The sequence below is a fragment of the Ollibium composti genome (assembly GCF_004801285.1).
Taxonomy (GTDB): domain Bacteria; phylum Pseudomonadota; class Alphaproteobacteria; order Rhizobiales; family Rhizobiaceae; genus Mesorhizobium; species Mesorhizobium composti.
The window spans coordinates 386034-401722 of record NZ_SSNY01000002.1 but is presented as its reverse complement, the minus strand read 5'-3'; the positions used below and the strand labels follow the sequence as shown (position 1 = coordinate 401722).

16 protein-coding genes are annotated in these 15689 nt (G+C 66.1%); 11 read left to right on the top strand and 5 right to left on the bottom strand.

The genetic code is table 11. The features are described 5' to 3' along the window. The first annotated feature begins 46 nt into the window (after window positions 1–46). The 3 genes from E6C48_RS05220 to E6C48_RS05210 all read left to right on the top strand — a co-directional run bounded on the left by E6C48_RS05220 (window position 47) and on the right by E6C48_RS05210 (window position 3672). Window positions 47–952: a branched-chain amino acid ABC transporter permease gene (locus E6C48_RS05220; protein WP_136354724.1), complete on the top strand. Its 906-nt coding sequence runs from the start codon at window positions 47–49 to the stop codon at window positions 950–952. Window positions 953–1252: 300 nt separating this feature from the next. Continuing rightward, window positions 1253–1837 carry a TRAP transporter small permease subunit gene (locus E6C48_RS05215; protein WP_136355018.1) on the top strand — a complete coding sequence of 195 codons (585 nt, stop codon included), beginning with the start codon at window positions 1253–1255 and terminating at the stop codon, window positions 1835–1837. Beyond that, complete coding sequence (locus E6C48_RS05210) at window positions 1834–3672, top strand: TRAP transporter large permease (RefSeq protein WP_136354722.1); 1839 nt, start codon at window positions 1834–1836, stop codon at window positions 3670–3672. The genes E6C48_RS05215 and E6C48_RS05210 overlap by 4 nt, the downstream gene beginning before the upstream one ends. Window positions 3673–3765: 93 nt before the next feature. On the opposite strand, the gene E6C48_RS05205 is transcribed toward E6C48_RS05210, so the two are convergent. Next, window positions 3766–4875, bottom strand: a complete 1110-nt coding sequence (locus tag E6C48_RS05205) for a TRAP transporter substrate-binding protein (protein WP_136354720.1) — start codon at window positions 4873–4875, stop codon at window positions 3766–3768. A 239-nt stretch (window positions 4876–5114) separates the two neighbouring features. Between E6C48_RS05205 and E6C48_RS05200 the strand changes: the two genes are divergently transcribed. Continuing rightward, window positions 5115–5888 (top strand): gamma-glutamyl-gamma-aminobutyrate hydrolase family protein, encoded by a 774-nt coding sequence (locus E6C48_RS05200; RefSeq protein WP_136354718.1) that lies wholly within the window; start codon window positions 5115–5117, stop codon window positions 5886–5888. A 16-nt stretch (window positions 5889–5904) separates the two neighbouring features. On the opposite strand, the gene E6C48_RS05195 is transcribed toward E6C48_RS05200, so the two are convergent. From E6C48_RS05195 to E6C48_RS05180, 4 genes are all read right to left on the bottom strand, one after another. Further along, on the bottom strand, window positions 5905–6294 hold the full coding sequence (locus E6C48_RS05195; protein WP_136354716.1) for a hypothetical protein: 390 nt from the start codon (window positions 6292–6294) through the stop codon (window positions 5905–5907). Window positions 6295–6375: 81 nt separating this feature from the next. Then, the gene (locus E6C48_RS05190; protein WP_136354714.1) at window positions 6376–7368 is read right to left on the bottom strand and encodes a 2-hydroxyacid dehydrogenase; all 993 of its coding nucleotides are present in this window, start codon (window positions 7366–7368) and stop codon (window positions 6376–6378) included. A gap of 51 nt (window positions 7369–7419) precedes the next feature. Continuing rightward, a complete protein-coding gene (locus tag E6C48_RS05185; RefSeq protein WP_136355016.1) occupies window positions 7420–8442 on the bottom strand; it encodes a LacI family DNA-binding transcriptional regulator in 1023 nt (340 codons plus the stop codon). Between the two features lie 122 nt (window positions 8443–8564). Next, window positions 8565–9059, bottom strand: a complete 495-nt coding sequence (locus tag E6C48_RS05180; protein ID WP_136354712.1) for a MarR family winged helix-turn-helix transcriptional regulator — start codon at window positions 9057–9059, stop codon at window positions 8565–8567. 273 nt (window positions 9060–9332) lie between these two features. Between E6C48_RS05180 and E6C48_RS05175 the strand changes: the two genes are divergently transcribed. The 7 genes from E6C48_RS05175 to E6C48_RS05145 all read left to right on the top strand — a co-directional run bounded on the left by E6C48_RS05175 (window position 9333) and on the right by E6C48_RS05145 (window position 15666). After that, window positions 9333–10352 carry a CobW family GTP-binding protein gene (locus E6C48_RS05175; protein ID WP_136354710.1) on the top strand — a complete coding sequence of 340 codons (1020 nt, stop codon included), beginning with the start codon at window positions 9333–9335 and terminating at the stop codon, window positions 10350–10352. Window positions 10353–10513: 161 nt separating this feature from the next. Then, window positions 10514–11488, top strand: coding sequence for a WD40 repeat domain-containing protein (locus tag E6C48_RS05170; RefSeq protein ID WP_136354708.1), 975 nt, complete (start codon window positions 10514–10516; stop codon window positions 11486–11488). 57 nt (window positions 11489–11545) lie between these two features. Then, on the top strand, window positions 11546–11821 hold the full coding sequence (locus E6C48_RS05165; RefSeq protein ID WP_136354705.1) for a ribbon-helix-helix domain-containing protein: 276 nt from the start codon (window positions 11546–11548) through the stop codon (window positions 11819–11821). Beyond that, on the top strand, window positions 11818–12114 hold the full coding sequence (locus tag E6C48_RS05160; RefSeq protein ID WP_136354704.1) for a type II toxin-antitoxin system RelE/ParE family toxin: 297 nt from the start codon (window positions 11818–11820) through the stop codon (window positions 12112–12114). Before E6C48_RS05165 ends, E6C48_RS05160 begins: the two co-directional genes overlap by 4 nt. A 74-nt stretch (window positions 12115–12188) precedes the next feature. Further along, window positions 12189–13568: an aspartate aminotransferase family protein gene (locus tag E6C48_RS05155; protein ID WP_136354701.1), complete on the top strand. Its 1380-nt coding sequence runs from the start codon at window positions 12189–12191 to the stop codon at window positions 13566–13568. Window positions 13569–13599: 31 nt separating this feature from the next. After that, on the top strand, window positions 13600–14988 hold the full coding sequence (locus E6C48_RS05150; RefSeq protein WP_136354699.1) for a glutamine synthetase family protein: 1389 nt from the start codon (window positions 13600–13602) through the stop codon (window positions 14986–14988). A gap of 54 nt (window positions 14989–15042) precedes the next feature. Further along, window positions 15043–15666 (top strand): UdgX family uracil-DNA binding protein, encoded by a 624-nt coding sequence (locus E6C48_RS05145; protein ID WP_136354697.1) that lies wholly within the window; start codon window positions 15043–15045, stop codon window positions 15664–15666. Window positions 15667–15689 lie beyond the last annotated feature (23 nt).

Sequence of the window (15689 nt, the reverse complement as noted above, 5' to 3'; positions counted from 1 at the left end):
GGGGCACCCTGTTGCCGTTCGGATGATCGGGAGGACCGGACGGGTCATGCTCTATTTCATCCAGCAGGTGCTGAACGGGCTGCATTCGGGCGCGCTCTATGCGCTGCTCGCCTTCGGTTACGCACTGACCAACGGCATCCTGCACCGCACCAACCTCGCCTATGGCGGTGTCTTCGCCTTCTGCGGGCAGACGATGATCCTGGCCGCCGTCTACGGCTGGCAGGTGCTGTGGCTGACGCTGCCGGCGACCGTCGCCTTCGGCGTCGCCATGGCCTTCGCCTATGCCGTGCTGCTTGGCCATGTGCTGTCGCGCGGCGTGTTCGAGCCGCTGGCCGACCGCTCGCCCAACACGATAGCGGCAGCGACGCTGGGCGTTCTTCTGGTGCTGAGCGAGCTTTCCCGCATCGCCGCCGACACCAAGGATTTCTGGTTGCCGCCGATGCTTGCCTGGCCCGTCACTTTCGCGGAAGGACCCGGCTTCCGGGCGACGCTGACGGTGGTCCAGCTCATCGACATCGCGCTGATCGCGGCCGCCATCGCGGCCGGCGGGTGGATGCTGGCGCGCTCCCGCTTCGGGCGCCGCTGGCGGGCCGTCTCAGACGATCCGCTGGCTGCCGCACTGTGCGGCGTCGACCAGCGCGCCGTCTTCCGCAGCGCGGTGCTGGGCGGCGGCCTGGCGGCGGCGCTCGCCGGCATGCTGGCCGCCTTCTATTATGGCAACATCTCCTTCGGCACCGGCCTCGTCTACGGCCTCAAGGTGCTGTTCGTCACCGCCGTCGGCGGCTATCTATCGCCATCGCGCGCGGCACTGGGCGGCGTCGCCTTCGGCATGGCCGAATCACTGTGGGCCGGCTATTTCCCGATCGAGTGGCGCGACGCCTGGATGTACCTGTTCCTCGTCGCCATGCTGGTGCTGATCGGCGCCGGCCGCGACAGCCGCCAGGCCGCCTGAACCGCCCGTTTCCAGCGCATCGCGCGGCGGCAGCCGCCTATACCTCTCCCTGGCTTGCCCACAGGATGACGCCTATCGCTCCCGCCCGTGTTGACCGATGCGGCCACACGCGGCATAGGCTTGGGCCACGAAGGCGCATCGCGCGCAGAAAGCGACAGCGCCCGCCAGGGAGGAACATCTATGGACCTGCTTTATGCCGCAGCCCGCGTCATGATCGAGACGCCGGGCGGACGCGCGCTGCTTGCCATCTTCGCGATCGTGCTCGCGGCCATCGTGCTGACGCTCCTGTTCGACCACCGCATGCGCGTGCTGATCGGCATCTCGTCGGTCATCGACGCGGTCAACGAGTTCATCGGCAAATGGATTTCCTGGCTGATCCTGGCCTCGATCCTGGTCAGCGCCGGCAACGCCACCATCCGCAAGATCTTCGACACCTCCTCCAACGCCTGGCTGGAGCTGCAATGGTACCTGTTCGGCGCCGCTTTCCTGGCTGCGGCCGCCTATACGCTCAAGCAGAACGAGCACATCCGCATCGACATCGTCTACGGCCTGTTCTCGCGGCGCATCCAGCACTGGATAGACCTCGTCGGCCACATCCTGTTCCTGATGCCGTTCGCGCTTTTGATGGTGTTCTATCTCGTCCCCTATGTGTCGGTTTCCTATCGCAGCGGCGAAATGTCGACCAACGCCGGCGGCCTCATCATCTGGCCGGCCAAGGCGATGCTTCTCACCGGCTTCTTCCTGCTGGCCTGGCAGGGCGTGTCGGAGATCATCAAGAAGATCGCCATCATGAACGGCAACATGGACGATCCGAACCCGTACGTCACACAGCATGAGCAGGCCCAGCTCGAGGGCGAAGCGCTGGTCGAGGAGCTCAAGCCGTGATCGAGTTCATCGCGCAGAACATGGCGCCGATCATGTTCGCCTCGCTGATCATCTTCCTGTTGATCGGCTACCCCGTCGCCTTCTCGCTTGCCGCCAACGGCCTGTTGTTCTTCGTCATCGGTGTCGAGCTGGCGCCCCTTTCGGCCGGCTCCATCAACCTGTCATGGCCGCTGCTCTACGCATTGCCCGACCGATTCTACGGCGGCGTGATGGCCAACGACACGCTGCTCGCCATCCCCTTCTTCACCTTCATGGGCATCGTGCTGGAACGCTCCGGCATGGCCGAGGACCTGCTCGATACGATCGGCCAGCTGTTCGGCCCGGTGCGCGGTGGGCTCGCCTATGCCGTCATCCTGGTCGGCGCGCTGCTCGCCGCCACCACCGGCGTCGTCGCCGCCTCGGTCATCGCCATGGGGCTGATCTCGCTGCCGATCATGCTGCGCTATGGCTACGATCGGCGGCTGGCGTCGGGCGTCATCGCCGCCTCCGGCACGCTGGCGCAGATCATCCCGCCCTCGCTGGTGCTGATCGTGCTGGCCGACCAGCTCGGCCGCTCGGTCGGCGACATGTATGCCGGCGCGCTGATCCCCGGCCTGGTGCTGACCGGCCTCTATATGAGCTACGTGCTGGTCACCTCGATCATCAAGCCGGACTGGGCGCCCGCACTGCCGGCGGAAGCGCGCACGCTCGGCCACGGCATCACCTCGCTGATCTTTGCCCTGCTCGCCGCGGTGGCCATCGCCTACGGCGCCTACCGTTATCTCGAGCCAACGCAGGGCGAGAACGCCGACATTCTCGCCGCCACGGTGGGCATCATCGCCATCTACATCGTCGCCATCGTCGACAAGGCGCTCAACCTCAACCTGATGTCGCGGCTGGCGCAGCAGGTCGTCATCGTGCTGATCCCGCCGCTGGCGCTGGTCTTCCTGGTGCTGGGCACCATCTTCCTCGGCATCGCCACGCCGACGGAAGGCGGCGCCATGGGCGCCGTCGGCGCGCTCTTCATGGCCGCCGCCAAGCGGCGGCTGACGCTCGACGTGGTCAAACAGGCGCTCGCCTCGACCACGCGGCTGTCGTCCTTCGTGCTGTTCATCCTGATCGGCTCGCGCGTCTTCTCGCTGACCTTCTACGGCGTCAACGGACACCTGTGGGTGGAGTACCTGCTGGTCTCGCTGCCGGGCGGCGAACTCGGCTTCCTCATCGTCGTCAACCTGCTGGTGTTCTTCCTCGCCTTCTTCCTCGATTTCTTCGAGCTGGCCTTCATCATCGTGCCGCTACTGGCGCCTGCGGCGGAAAAGCTCGGCATTGACCTGATCTGGTTCGGCGTGCTGCTCGGCGTCAACATGCAGACGTCCTTCATGCATCCGCCCTTCGGCTTCGCGCTGTTCTACCTGCGCTCGGTGGCGGCGCGCGTTCCCTATCTCGACCGCATCACCGGCAAGCAGATCGCGCCGGTGACGACCGGGCAGATCTACTGGGGCGCGGTGCCCTTCGTGCTGATCCAGGTCTTGATGATCGCGCTGACCATCCTGTTCCCGCAGATGGTCATGCACTACAAGGGCAAGGTGGTCGATCCCGGCTCGATCGAGATCAAGATGCCGGAACTGCCTGGCCTGTCGCTGCCGCCGCTCGGCGCGCCCGCCGCCCCGCAGGGCGGCACCGCACCGGCGGCGCCGGACCTCTCCCAGCCGCCGAATTTCGGCGGGACGCCGGCGCCGCAACCGGCCGCACCTGCGACACCCGATCTTTCGCAGCCGCCGAACTTCGGCGACGCCCCGGCACAGCCGGCAGCGCCTGCCGCACCGGACCTGTCGAAGCCGCCCAGCTTCGACTGAGCAAGTTTCATTCGCGACAGGAAACGCGACGCGCAAAGAAAAACCCCGGAGCGGCGCTCCGGGGTTTTTCGTGTTCCGACGACGCGGCGCGGCCTACAGCTTGCCGGCGCGCTGCTGGATCATCATGAAGGTGTCGAAGTTGTACTCGGCCACCTGATCCCACAGATAGGCCTCCTTGCGGAAGGCGACGATCGATTCCCAGATCGTCTTGAAGTCCGCGTTCGACGCCATCATCTCGTCGTAAGTCTTGTTGGCGGCGTCGAAGCAGGCCGACAGGATCTCCTGGCTGAACGGCTTGAGCTTGGCACCGTTGGCGACGAGCGACTTGATCGCCTTGGTGTTCAGGTAGTCGTACTTCTGCAGCATGTCGGCGTCCTCCGCCTGGCAGGCGGTGTGCAGCAGCGACTTGTAGGCCGCCGGCAGCGCTTCGTACTTCTCCTTCGAGAACAGGAAGTGCACGGTCGGGCCGCCTTCCCAGAAGCCCGGATAGTAGTAGTAGGGCGCGACCTTGTAGAAGCCGAGCTTCTCGTCGTCATAGGGGCCGACCCATTCGGCGGCGTCGATGGTGCCCTTCTCAAGCGCCGGATAGACGTCGCCGCCGGCGAGCTGCTGCGGCACCAGGCCGAGCTTTTCCATGACCTTGCCGGCGAAACCGCCGATGCGCATCTTCAGGCCCTTGAGGTCTTCGACGGTGTTGATCTCCTTGCGGAACCAGCCGCCCATCTGCGTGCCGGTGTTGCCGCCCGGCAGGCCGAACAGGCCCTGCTTGGCAAGGAAGGTGTTGAACAGGTCGATGCCGCCGCCGTGATACTGCCAGGCATTGCGGCCGCGCGCGTTGAGCGCGAAGGGCACGTCGGAGCCCAGCGCCCAGGTCGGGTCCTTGCCCCAGAAATAGTAGCAGACGGTGTGGGCGGCCTCGACCGTGCCGGCGGTGACGGCGTCCGCCGCCTGCAGGCCGGGGACCAGTTCGCCGGCGGCGAAGACCTGGATCTGGAAATTGCCGTGGGTGGCTTCCGACAGCATCTTCGACAGCACCTCGGCGCCGCCGTAGATGGTGTCGAGCGATTTCGGGAAGGAGGAGGTCATCCGCCAGGTGATCTTCGGGTTGGACTGGGCGATGGCCGGTGCGGCCAAAGCGGCGGTTGCTGCGGCCGCGCCGGCGCCGGTGGCGCCGGCCTTGCGGATGAATGAACGACGATCCATGAAAACTCCTCCCTTGCCTGATCGAAATATGAACTGGCCCGCCGGGAAAACATCAGGTCCGGGAGCCGGTTAGCGGACAATACACACCGAAGGCGACGTGTCCAGCACGGGCATTCGGCCGGGTCCATGACCCGCCGTCGGCGGCGGGCTGGCGCAAGCCGCACATGGCCGTGGCAAATCGCCTTGCAATCGCCTATTTTGTAAGTGCAATCGCGTCGTTTCGCTTCTCGGGAACCCAGATGCTCCAGCCGCTCGTCGCCGTCTCCACAGATGTCAAACAGTTCGAGAACTACACCTGGCATGCAGCGCCGCAGCAGTATGTGGAAGCCGCCCTTTCCGGCGCCGGCGTGCTGCCGCTTTTGGTGCCCTCCTTCGGCGAGCGGCTCGACCTCGACGAACTGCTTTCGGCGGTGGACGGCGTGATGCTGACGGGCTCGAAATCCAACGTCCATCCCTCGCTCTACGGCAAGGAATCGACCGAGCGCGACGGGCCTTACGACGAGGCGCGGGACGCCACGACGCTACCGCTGATCCGCAAGGCGGTGGAGCGCGGCGTGCCGCTGCTCGCCATCTGCCGCGGCATCCAGGAGATGAACGTCGCGCTGGGCGGCTCGCTCGCCAGCGAGATCCAGGAGCGGCCAGGTTCCCTCGACCACCGCGCGCCGGTGAGCGACAACCAGGACGAGCGCTTCGCCATCCACCAGACGGTTTCGATCAAGCCGGGAAGCTGTCTGGCGGGCGTGTTCGGCGCCGGCGACATCAAGGTCAATTCGGTGCACCGTCAGGCGGTCGACCGGCTCGGCCCGAAATTGCAGGTCGAGGCTGTCGCCGAAGACGGCACGGTGGAAGCCGTGTCGGTGCGCGATGCGCGGGCCTTCGCCGTCGGCGTGCAATGGCACCCCGAATACTGGGTGAAGTCCGACAGCATCTCGCAGCGCATCTTCAAGGCCTTCGGCGATGCCGTGCGCGCACACGCGGCGGCGCGGACCGCGACACGGACGGCGGCGGAGTAGCCAGCCGGCAGCTTGATTATTCGGCCACCAAGGTCAGCAGCGGCAGGGCCGGGGCGTAGGATTCGTAGTCGACGCCGTCGCCGGCCTCGAAGCTGACCAGCGGATCGGCGCCGTTCTCGCTGAAACCGACGGTGCCGTCCTTGCGGTCGCGCCAGAACCGCGCGCGCTCGATGCCGGGCAGCACGGCCGGGCATCCCGCGCCGACGATCAGTTCCGACAACCCATCGGCCAGGTCCGCCCCGCGCGTCACCGTGCAGGCCGCATCGCCGCCGTTGGCGATCAGCCTGTAGGTCCCCGGCGCATGCCCTTGGTCGGCGGCGACAGCGGCTCCATCGCCCTCATCGTGGAAGGAATGGAAGCCGCCCAGAAGCGCAACGGCGCCGATCGCGGCAGCGAGTGCTTTCATCGAATCTCCCCAATGCCGTCCTCGGCAAAGAGAAGAATGTTTCCATAGGGTTACCGTGCCGTTAACGCATAAACGCGCCGGTTAACGATTGTGGCCGATGCCTGCCGTTTCCGGCACCGGGGTGATCGCCTTGCCGTCGGAGAACCAGGCGATCAGGTTGTCGACCACGAGGTCGGCCATGGCGCGGCGGGTATGGACCGAAGCCGAGCCGATATGCGGCAACAGCACGGTGTTGGGCGCATCCAGCAGCGCCGGCGGAACGTTCGGTTCGTCGGCGAAGACGTCGAGTCCGGCGGCGGCGATGGTACCGTCGGCGAGTGCGGCGGCCAAGGCCGACTCGTCCACCGTCGAGCCACGGCCGATGTTGACGAAGACGCCGTCGGAGCCGAGCGCCTTGAGGATTTCGGCATTGACGGCCTTCGCCGTCTGCGGCGTGCCGGGGACGACGGAAATCAGCGTGTCGACCGCCTCGGCCAGCCCCTTCAGCGTGGCGTGATAGGCATACGCCAGTCCGTCGACCGGCCGGCGGTTGTGATAGGCGACGGACAAGCCGAACGCCTCCAGCCGGCGCGCGATCGCCATGCCGATGCGGCCCATGCCGAAAATGCCGACCTTGCGGCCGCGCAGCGACAGCGGGCTCAGCCGGAAATTGCCCTTCGCCGCCCAGTTGCCGGCGCGCAGCCAGGCTTCCGCCTTCGGCAGTTCGCGCACGGTCGCGATCAGCAGGCCGAGTGCCGTGTCGGCCACCTCCTCGGTCAGCACGTCCGGCGTGTTGGTGACCATGATGCCGTTGGCGCCGGCATGGCGAGCGTCGACGCCGTCGTAGCCGACGCCGAAATTGGCGACGATCTCCAGCTTCGGCAGTGCCCTCATGAAATCCGGCCCCACCAGGCCGCCGGCGATGGCCGGCGAGGCGGCGATGCCGCGCACCGTCGCCTTCATCTCGTCGGTCAGGAGCGCCGCATCGATGGTGTCGATGGCCACCAGCCGGAACGTCTCGCCGATGCGCCTGACGGACTGCTCGTGCAGCCTGCCGGGGATGAGGACGGTGACGGAACGAAGGTCGGCGGCCATGCCGGTTCTCCTGCGATATGGAATGGAATGCGAGGCGGGACGATGTTGCCCTCAGCGCCGCTCGACCGGGCGGCCGGTGGACTGGCGCACATGCAGCTCCGGTTTGATGAGGTCCTGCGAAATGTGCACCGGCTCGCCGTTCAGCTTGTCGAGCAGTGCGCTGGCGGCACGACGCCCGACCTCGCGCTGGCCGTTCCAGACGGTGGTCAGCGCCGGCGTGGCGATCGCCGCCTCCTCGAGATCGTCGTAGCCGGTGACGGAAATGTCGATGCCCGGCGTCAGCCCGGCGCGGGCGATGCCGTTCATCAGGCCGATGGCGACGAGATCATTCCAGCAGCAGGCTGCGGTCGGCTTGTCCTTCAGCGCCAGGAACTGGCCGGCGGCCTCGAAGCCGCCCTGCTTGGTGCGCGGGCCGGGGATGCGCCAGGCCGGCTTGATCTCGAGCCCGGCCGCCTGCATGGCGTTGACGTAACCCTGGTAGCGGTCGCGGCCGGTGGACGTCTGGTCGGTGCCGCCGACCATGGCGATGCGGGTATGGCCAAGCGAGATCAGGTGATTGGTGGCGAGCGCCGTGCCGTAGGCGTCGTCGCCGCGAAACACCGGCACATGCGCGCCCTCGACGTCGCGGGCGATCAGCACGGCCGGCAGGCCGTTCTCCTCGGCCATGAGGATATCGGCGGCCGGCGTGTCGATGGCCGGAGACATGATGACGCCGTCGGCGCCGAGTTGCAGCAGCGTGTCGATGAAGGTGCGCTGCTTCTCCACCTGGTCGTAGTGGTTGGAGAGCAGGAAGGTTTGCCGGCTGCGGTCCAGCTCATGCTCGATGGAGCGCAGGATCTCGGCATAGAACGGGTTCATGATGTCGTGCACGACGACGCCGACGATGCCGGAGCGCGAGGTGCGCAGCGAGGCGGCGCGGCGGTTGTAGATGTAGCCGATCTCGCGCGCGTGTTCCTTGATCTTGTCACGCGTGGCGCTCGCCACCAGCGGGCTGTCGCGCAGCGCCAGCGAAACCGTGGCGGTCGAGACGCCGAGCGCGTCGGCAATGGTCGAAAGCTTGATCTTCTGTGCCAGCGCGCACTCTCCCCGCACCGCATTTAAACTGTTTAAATGCGGCTTATGCCATCTATCCGGGGCAAATCAAAGCTTTTTCGCCGGCCTGTGGATTTCGGCGGCGGGGCGCGGCGCGGGACGGCCTACGCCGCCGTCTCGACGACCGGCTCCGCAACGTCCTCGGCCTCGTCTTCGGCCAGTTCCGTCTCGCCGTCCGACAGGTTGGCCTCGATGCGGGCGAGCAGCTTGAACAGGGCCTTCTGCTCCTTCTTGTCGAGGCCCTTCAATGCCTGCTTCTCGGTCTTCTTCACCGATTTCTCGATGGCGTGGATGGCCTCGCGGCCGAGGTCGGTCAAAAAGATGTGCGCCTGGCGCGCATCCGAATTGGAGGCCCTCTTGTCGAGGAAACCCTGCGCCTGCAGGCGGTTGATCGTCTTGGTGATGGTGGGCGGGCGCACGCCCAGCCGCTCCGCCAGCGTGCCCGGCGTCTGGCCGTCCTCGCGGTCGAGCGCCAGCATGATCTGGTCCTGTCCGGCATAGAAGCCGTGCGCCAGAAGCCGCGCGGCGAGCGCGGTGCGCGCCAGCCTAGCGGCCGAATGCAGCCGGCTCATCGTCGCTGCCCTGTCTGCCTTGGCCATGGTCTTTCTCCTGAGGGCCGTCCGGCCACGATAGCCGCGACGGGCGCATTGGCAATCGGCGATGCGCGCACGACGCCGGCGGATAGTTTGCCGGCGCCTGCAGCGTACCGTCCGCTGCGCTCATGACAGATGATTATTTCAGTTAGATGACAAAGGAATTCCGCAGGCCCCGACGACGCCGATCATCGCCCGCTGGATCATTGCTTCGACCGTGCAAAAGCGCCGGCGGCGTCCTATATGGAGCCCAACCCTTCCAATTTTTCGAGGCCCATCATGAGCGAAGCCCAGACGCAAATTCCCGTCACCGTGCTCACCGGCTATCTCGGTTCCGGCAAGACGACGCTGCTCAACCGCATCCTGTCGGAGAATCACGGTCGGCGCTACGCGGTTATCGTCAACGAGTTCGGCGAGATCGGTATCGACAACGACCTGATCGTGGAATCCGACGAGGAAATCTACGAGATGAACAATGGCTGCGTGTGCTGCACGGTGCGCGGCGACCTGATCCGCGTGGTGGAGGGCCTGACGCGGCGGCCCGGCCGCTTCGACGCCATCGTGGTGGAAACCACGGGGCTGGCCGATCCCGTTCCCGTCGCCCAGACTTTCTTTATGGACGACGACGTCCGCTCCAAGACCAGGCTCGACGCGGTGGTGGCGCTGGTCGACGCCAAGCACCTGCCGCTGCGCCTGAAGGATTCGAAGGAAGCGGAAGACCAGATCGCCTTCGCCGATGTCGTCGTGCTGAACAAGACCGACCTCGTGACGCCGGAGGAACTCGCAGCCGTCGAGGCCACAGTGCGCGCCATCAACCCGACGGCGAAGATCCACCGCACCGAGCGCTCCGGCGTCGATCTCGCCAACGTTCTCGACCGCGGCGCCTTCGACCTGAAGCGGGCGGTGGAGAACGATCCGCATTTCCTCGACGCCGAGGAACATGGCCATCACGATCATGACCACCACGGGCACGATCACGCGCACCCGTCCGCCATCCACGACGTGACGGTTCAGTCGGTGTCGCTGCGCGCCGGCGAGATGGACTCCAAGAAATTCTTCCCCTGGATCGAGAAGGTGACGCAGCTCGAAGGGCCGAACATTCTTCGGCTCAAGGGCATCATCGCCTTCAAGGACGACCCCGACCGCTACGTGCTGCAAGGCGTCCACATGATCATCGAGGGCGACCACCAGCGCGCCTGGAAGGACGGCGAGAAACACGAGAGCCGGCTGGTCTTCATCGGCCGCGACCTCGACGCCGAGCGGCTGCGCAAGAGCTTCGAGGCGTGCCAGGCGGCCTGATTTTCACCATCAGCGCTGCCCCTCACCTGCCTGCCGGCATCCTCTCCCCGTGAGAACAGGGAGAGGAGAGCAGTTCCGCCATCGGTGATTCCCCTCTCCCCGTCCTTACGGGGAGAGGGTAAGGGTGAGGGGCAGCGCCAACATCGGATGGAATATCTTTCGTGCCTACAGTCGCCCCGCTTGACATCGACGGCCATTGCCTCGCCGCCGTCTTCCTGAACGACATTCCCTTCTTTGCCTTCGCCGACGGCGCGGTGCACCGGCTCGACCATGGCCACAAGACCGTGCAGGCCAATGATGGCCTGTTGTGCACCGCGCTCGACGCGGCGGCAAACCGGCTCGTCACCGCCGGCGAGGACGGCAAGGTCTTTTCCATCAGGGCCGACGGCACTGTCGAGGAACTGGCGAGCGCCGGCCGAAAGTGGATCACCAGTGTCGCCGCCGGCCCGCAGGGCGCGATCGCCTATGGCGCGGGGCGCTATGCCTTCGTGCGCTTCGCCGACGGCAAGGTGAAGGAGTTTGCCCATCCCCGCTCGGTGGAAGGCATTGCCTTCGCGCCGAAGGGCATGCGCATCGCGGTCGCCCGCTACAACGGCGCGACGCTGCATTTCCCCGCCACCGACGGCAAGCCGACCGAACTGGAATGGGCCGGCGCGCACACCGGCGCCACCTTCTCGCCGGACGGCGCCTTCCTCGTCACCACCATGCAGGAGAACGCCCTGCACGGCTGGAAACTCGCCGACGGCAAGCACATGCGCATGTCGGGCTATCCGGCCAAGGTGAAAAGCCTGTCGTGGTCGACCAAGGGCAAGTGGCTGGCGAGTTCCGGCGCGCCAGCGGCGATCGTCTGGCCCTTCCAGGGCAAGGACGGCCCCATGGGCAAGGCGCCGCTGGAACTCGGCACGCGCGGCGACGCCATGGTCACCTGCGTTGCCTGCCATCCCTCCGAGGAGGTGGTGGCGATCGGCTACGACGACGGCATGGTGCTGGCCTCGCGCTTCGCCGACCAGAAGGAGGTGCTGCTGCGCCGGCCGGGCAAGGGAGCCGTCACCGCGCTGATGTGGGACGGCGAAGGCCGCCGCATCGTCTTCGGCACCGCCACCGGCGACTGCGGCGTGATCGACATAGCGGGGTGACGGCGGCGGCTTTGAAAGTCACGCCTGCCGATGCTATGTTCGGCACGGAGACGAGCCATGAACAGCGTGCAAAGATTCGACGTCCGGCTTCCCGCCGAAATGGCGGCGGAACTTGAGCAAAAAGTACAATCGGGTGAATACGGCTCGGTTCAGGACGCGCTGATAGAGGGGGCCCGCGCGCTTCTGCAGCGCGATGCCGACATCGACCGCTGGCTGCGTGAGGAAGTCGTAGCCGGACACGCGGAATATCTGTCCGACCCATCCTCGTCGATCCCGTCCGAAGGCGTTCTCGGCCGTATCAAAGCACGGCGGCAGGCACGCGCGACGAGATGAAAGTTGAATTCACGCTGCTTGCGGAACGGCAACTGGAAAATCTCTACAATTACATTGCAGACCACTCGAGCGAGCAGATCGCGGAAAGATACATCACTCGTATCGTGATTTTCTGCGAGAAGCTCGCCGAATTTCCCAATCGCGGAACCAGGCATGACGACATCCTGTCCGGTCTGCGGACCGTAGGCTTCGAACGGCGCGTCACTATCGCCTTTCTGGTTTCACCAGATACCGTGTTGATCGAAGGCATTTTCTACGGCGGCCAGGATTTTGCGGCGAGGTTTAGGTCGTAATCCAAATTACCCTTTCACTTGATTGCAGTTTGCCTTGGCCATTGTCTAAAGTGCGGTGTGGGGGCCGATCCTGAATGACTGCTGACCGACCGATCGCGACAAGGAGCGGCGTAGACGCCGCGCGTATCGCAGAGCTTCGCGAGGCCGAGGCGGCTGTCTTCCGCAAGGCGCGGCCGAAAAGCGAGGTGCGCATCGGCAACGGCATCGAGGGCTTTTTCGGCGGCGTGCCGATGCACTGGATGAACGACTGGCCGACGCCTTTTCCCATTCTGGTCGAGAGCGCGAAGGGCGCTCGCATCACCGATATCGACGGCAATGCGCTGGACGATTTCTGCCTCGGCGACACCGGCTCGATGTTCGGCCATTCGCCGCCGCCGGTGGCGCGCGCCATCCGTAGGCAATCATCGCGCGGCCTGACCTACATGCTGCCGTCGGAAGACGCGCTGGGGCTCGGGCGGCTTCTGGAGGCGCATTTCGGCCTGCCGTTCTGGCAGATCGCCACCACCGCCACCGACGCCAACCGCTTCGCGCTGCGCGTGACGCGCGCCGTCACTGGCCGCGACACAATCCTCGTCTTCAACGGCTGCTACCATGGCGCGGTCGACGAGACGATGGTGCGGATGAAGGACGGCAAACCGATCAACCGGCCCGGCCTTGCCGGCGAATTCCGCGACCTCACGGCGCGCACGAAGATCGTCGAGTTCAATGACATCGCTGCGCTGGAGCAAGCGCTTGCCGACAAAAGCGTCGCCTGCGTCATCACCGAGCCGGTGCTGACCAACAGTTGCATGGTGCTGCCCGAACAGGGGTTCCATGCAACGCTGCGCGACCTGACGCGCAAGGCCGGCACGCTGCTGTTGATCGACGAGACGCACACCATTTCCTCCGGTCCCGGCGGCTACACCAAAGCCTTCGGGCTGGAGCCGGACCTGTTCGTGCTGGGCAAGCCGGTGGCTGGCGGCGTGCCGGCGAGCGTCTGGGGCATGAGCGGCGCGGTGGCCGACCGCTACGCCGCCTACAACCGCACGAAGGAACCCGGCTATTCCGGCATGGGCACGACGCTGTCGGCCAATCCGCTGCAGTTCGCCACCATGAAAGCGACGCTGGAGGAGGTGATGACGGAGGAAAACTACGCCCATATGGCGCGGCTGGCGATGCGGCTGGACGCCGGACTGACCGCCGTCATCGACCGTTTTGGCCTGCCCTGGCACGTCGCCCGCGTCGGCGCACGGGTGGAGTTCATTTGCGCCCCCGGTCCGTTGAAGAACGGCGACGAGGCGGAAAGCGCGCACGCGCCGGAACTGGAAGCCGCCATCCATGTCGCGCTGGTCAACCGCGGCGCGCTGATCGCGCCCTTCCACAACATGATGCTGGTTTCGCCGGCCACGAAGGCGCGGCAGGTGGACCGGCTGATCTCAGCCTTCGCCGACGTTGCAGCGAAGATTTCGGTGTGAGACAAGCGGGCGAGACCAACCGAGAGCGATCATGACTTCCCCTTCCGGCTCGACGCCCGCCGAGGCGCAAGCCTTCCTCGAAGCCCATCCCGAGATCGAAGCCATCGACATCGTGCTGACCGACGCCAACGGCGTCGGCCGCGGCAAGATCGTGCGCCGGCACGAGCTGGAAGCCATATACAAAAACGGCCGGCACATGCCGATCTCCATCCTCGGCCTCGATATCACCGGCGAGGACGTGCACGAGACGGGACTGATCTGGGATTCCGGCGACGGCGACCTGCGTGCCTGGCCGATCCCCGGCACGCTGGTGCCGCTTCACGGAACCAGTCCGGCCCGCGGCCAGGTGCTGATGGCCATGCACCATCTCGACGGCCAGGCCATGACCTCTGATCCGCGCCACGCGCTCGCTCGGCAGGTCGAGCGGCTGGCGGCCAAGGGCCTGCATCCGGCCGGCGCCTTCGAACTGGAATTCTTTCTGCTCGCCAACGAGCGCGACGCCGACGGCAAGGTGCAACCGGCGCGCGCCGTGCTCGACGGCAGGGAGAGCGGCAAGACCGAGGTTTATTCGGTCGACCACCTGCACGGCATGGAACCGCTGTTCTCCGACATCTATGCGGCGGCGAAGGCACAGGGAATCCCTGCTGAGACGGTCATCTCCGAATATGCGCCGGGCCAGTACGAACTGACACTGAACTACCGCACCGACGTTATGCGCGCCGCCGACGACCTCGTCATGCTGAAAAGGATCGTGCGGGCGCAGGCGCGCCGGCACGGCGTCACCGCCTGCTTCATGGCCAAGCCGATCGAGAAATATGCCGGCTCGGGCATGCACTTTCATGTCTCGCTGGTGGACGGCGCCGGCCGCAACGTCTTTGCAGAAAAGGACGGCGAAGGCTGGAAGCCGGAACTGCTGCATGCACTCGGCGGGCTGGCGACCACCATGGCCGAATCCATGCTGGTGTTCGCCCCGCACGCCAACTCCTGGCGGCGCTTCGTTTCACAGTCCTACGCGCCGGTGGCGCCGACCTGGGGCGTCAACAACCGCTCAGTGGCGCTGCGCGTGCCGGCCGGCGAGGTCAAGGCGCGGCGCATCGAGCACCGGCCGTCCGGCGTCGACGCCAACCCCTATCTGGTCGCAGCCACGGTGCTGGCCGGTATCGCCAAGGGGCTGGACGAGAAGCTAGACCCCGGCCCCGAAACCACCGGCAACGGCTACGAGGCGACGAGCGAAGCCGGCAAGGCGATGCCGGTGGACTGGCGCGCTGCGATCGAGGCGGCCAAGGCGTCGGAATTCCTGAAAAGTGCGCTCGGGCCGGACCTGCACCGGACGTTCACCGAGATCAAGCACGCGGAATATCTGCGCGTGGCGCGCACGGTGAGCGAACTGGACTATCACCTCTACCTGCACGAGGTCTGAGCACTCCAGCGGAACCAAGCTCGCCTTCCGCCATTGCACAGGTGGAGGTCGAAGATGGCAAGCCGTGCAGAACTCACCGTGGCAGACGACAGCGCGACATTGGCCGAGGTCCGCGAGGCGGTCGAGGACTGCCGTCGCTGCCCGCTATGGCGCAATGCCACGCAGACCGTATTTGGCGAGGGGCCGGACAGCGCCGAGGTCGTCTTCGTCGGCGAGCAGCTGGGCGATCAGGAGGACATCGCCGGCAAGCCGTTCGTTGGGCCGGCCGGCAGGGTGTTCGACGCCATCCTCGAAGAAGCCGGCATCGCGCGGCAGAAGACCTACGTCACCAATGCGGTGAAGCACTTCAAGTTCGAGCCACGCGGCAAGCGGCGCATCCATTCCAAGCCGAATGCCGGCGAGATCCAGGCCTGCCGCTGGTGGCTGGACAAGGAACTCGACATCATCCGGCCGAAGCTCGCGGTAGCGCTCGGCACGACGGCGGTGCAGTCGCTGCTCGGCAAGGCGCTGCCGGTGACGAAAGCGCGCGGCGAGACGATCGAGCGCGCGGACGGGCTGAAGGTCTTCATCACCGTCCACCCTTCCTTCCTGCTGCGCATCCGCGACGAGGCCGGCAAGCGGGCCGAGCGGGCGAAGTTTTTGCAGGATATGAAGGCAGTGAAGCGGCTGATGGGGTGATGTGCGTCCTTCGAGGCTCGGCC

What these genes read in the sequence shown, in the direction of transcription:
- E6C48_RS05220 (WP_136354724.1), top strand. Translation starts at nt 47, where the DNA reads ATGCTCTATTTCATCCAGCAGGTGCTGAACGGGCTGCATTCGGGCGCG.
- E6C48_RS05215 (WP_136355018.1), top strand. Translation starts at nt 1,253, where the DNA reads ATGCGCGTGCTGATCGGCATCTCGTCGGTCATCGACGCGGTCAACGAG.
- E6C48_RS05205 (WP_136354720.1), bottom strand. Translation starts at nt 4,875, where the DNA reads ATGGATCGTCGTTCATTCATCCGCAAGGCCGGCGCCACCGGCGCCGGC.
- E6C48_RS05200 (WP_136354718.1), top strand. Translation starts at nt 5,115, where the DNA reads ATGCTCCAGCCGCTCGTCGCCGTCTCCACAGATGTCAAACAGTTCGAG.
- E6C48_RS05195 (WP_136354716.1), bottom strand. Translation starts at nt 6,294, where the DNA reads ATGAAAGCACTCGCTGCCGCGATCGGCGCCGTTGCGCTTCTGGGCGGC.
- E6C48_RS05190 (WP_136354714.1), bottom strand. Translation starts at nt 7,368, where the DNA reads ATGGCCGCCGACCTTCGTTCCGTCACCGTCCTCATCCCCGGCAGGCTG.
- E6C48_RS05180 (WP_136354712.1), bottom strand. Translation starts at nt 9,059, where the DNA reads ATGGCCAAGGCAGACAGGGCAGCGACGATGAGCCGGCTGCATTCGGCC.
- E6C48_RS05175 (WP_136354710.1), top strand. Translation starts at nt 9,333, where the DNA reads ATGAGCGAAGCCCAGACGCAAATTCCCGTCACCGTGCTCACCGGCTAT.
- E6C48_RS05165 (WP_136354705.1), top strand. Translation starts at nt 11,546, where the DNA reads ATGAACAGCGTGCAAAGATTCGACGTCCGGCTTCCCGCCGAAATGGCG.
- E6C48_RS05160 (WP_136354704.1), top strand. Translation starts at nt 11,818, where the DNA reads ATGAAAGTTGAATTCACGCTGCTTGCGGAACGGCAACTGGAAAATCTC.
- E6C48_RS05155 (WP_136354701.1), top strand. Translation starts at nt 12,189, where the DNA reads ATGACTGCTGACCGACCGATCGCGACAAGGAGCGGCGTAGACGCCGCG.
- E6C48_RS05150 (WP_136354699.1), top strand. Translation starts at nt 13,600, where the DNA reads ATGACTTCCCCTTCCGGCTCGACGCCCGCCGAGGCGCAAGCCTTCCTC.
- E6C48_RS05145 (WP_136354697.1), top strand. Translation starts at nt 15,043, where the DNA reads ATGGCAAGCCGTGCAGAACTCACCGTGGCAGACGACAGCGCGACATTG.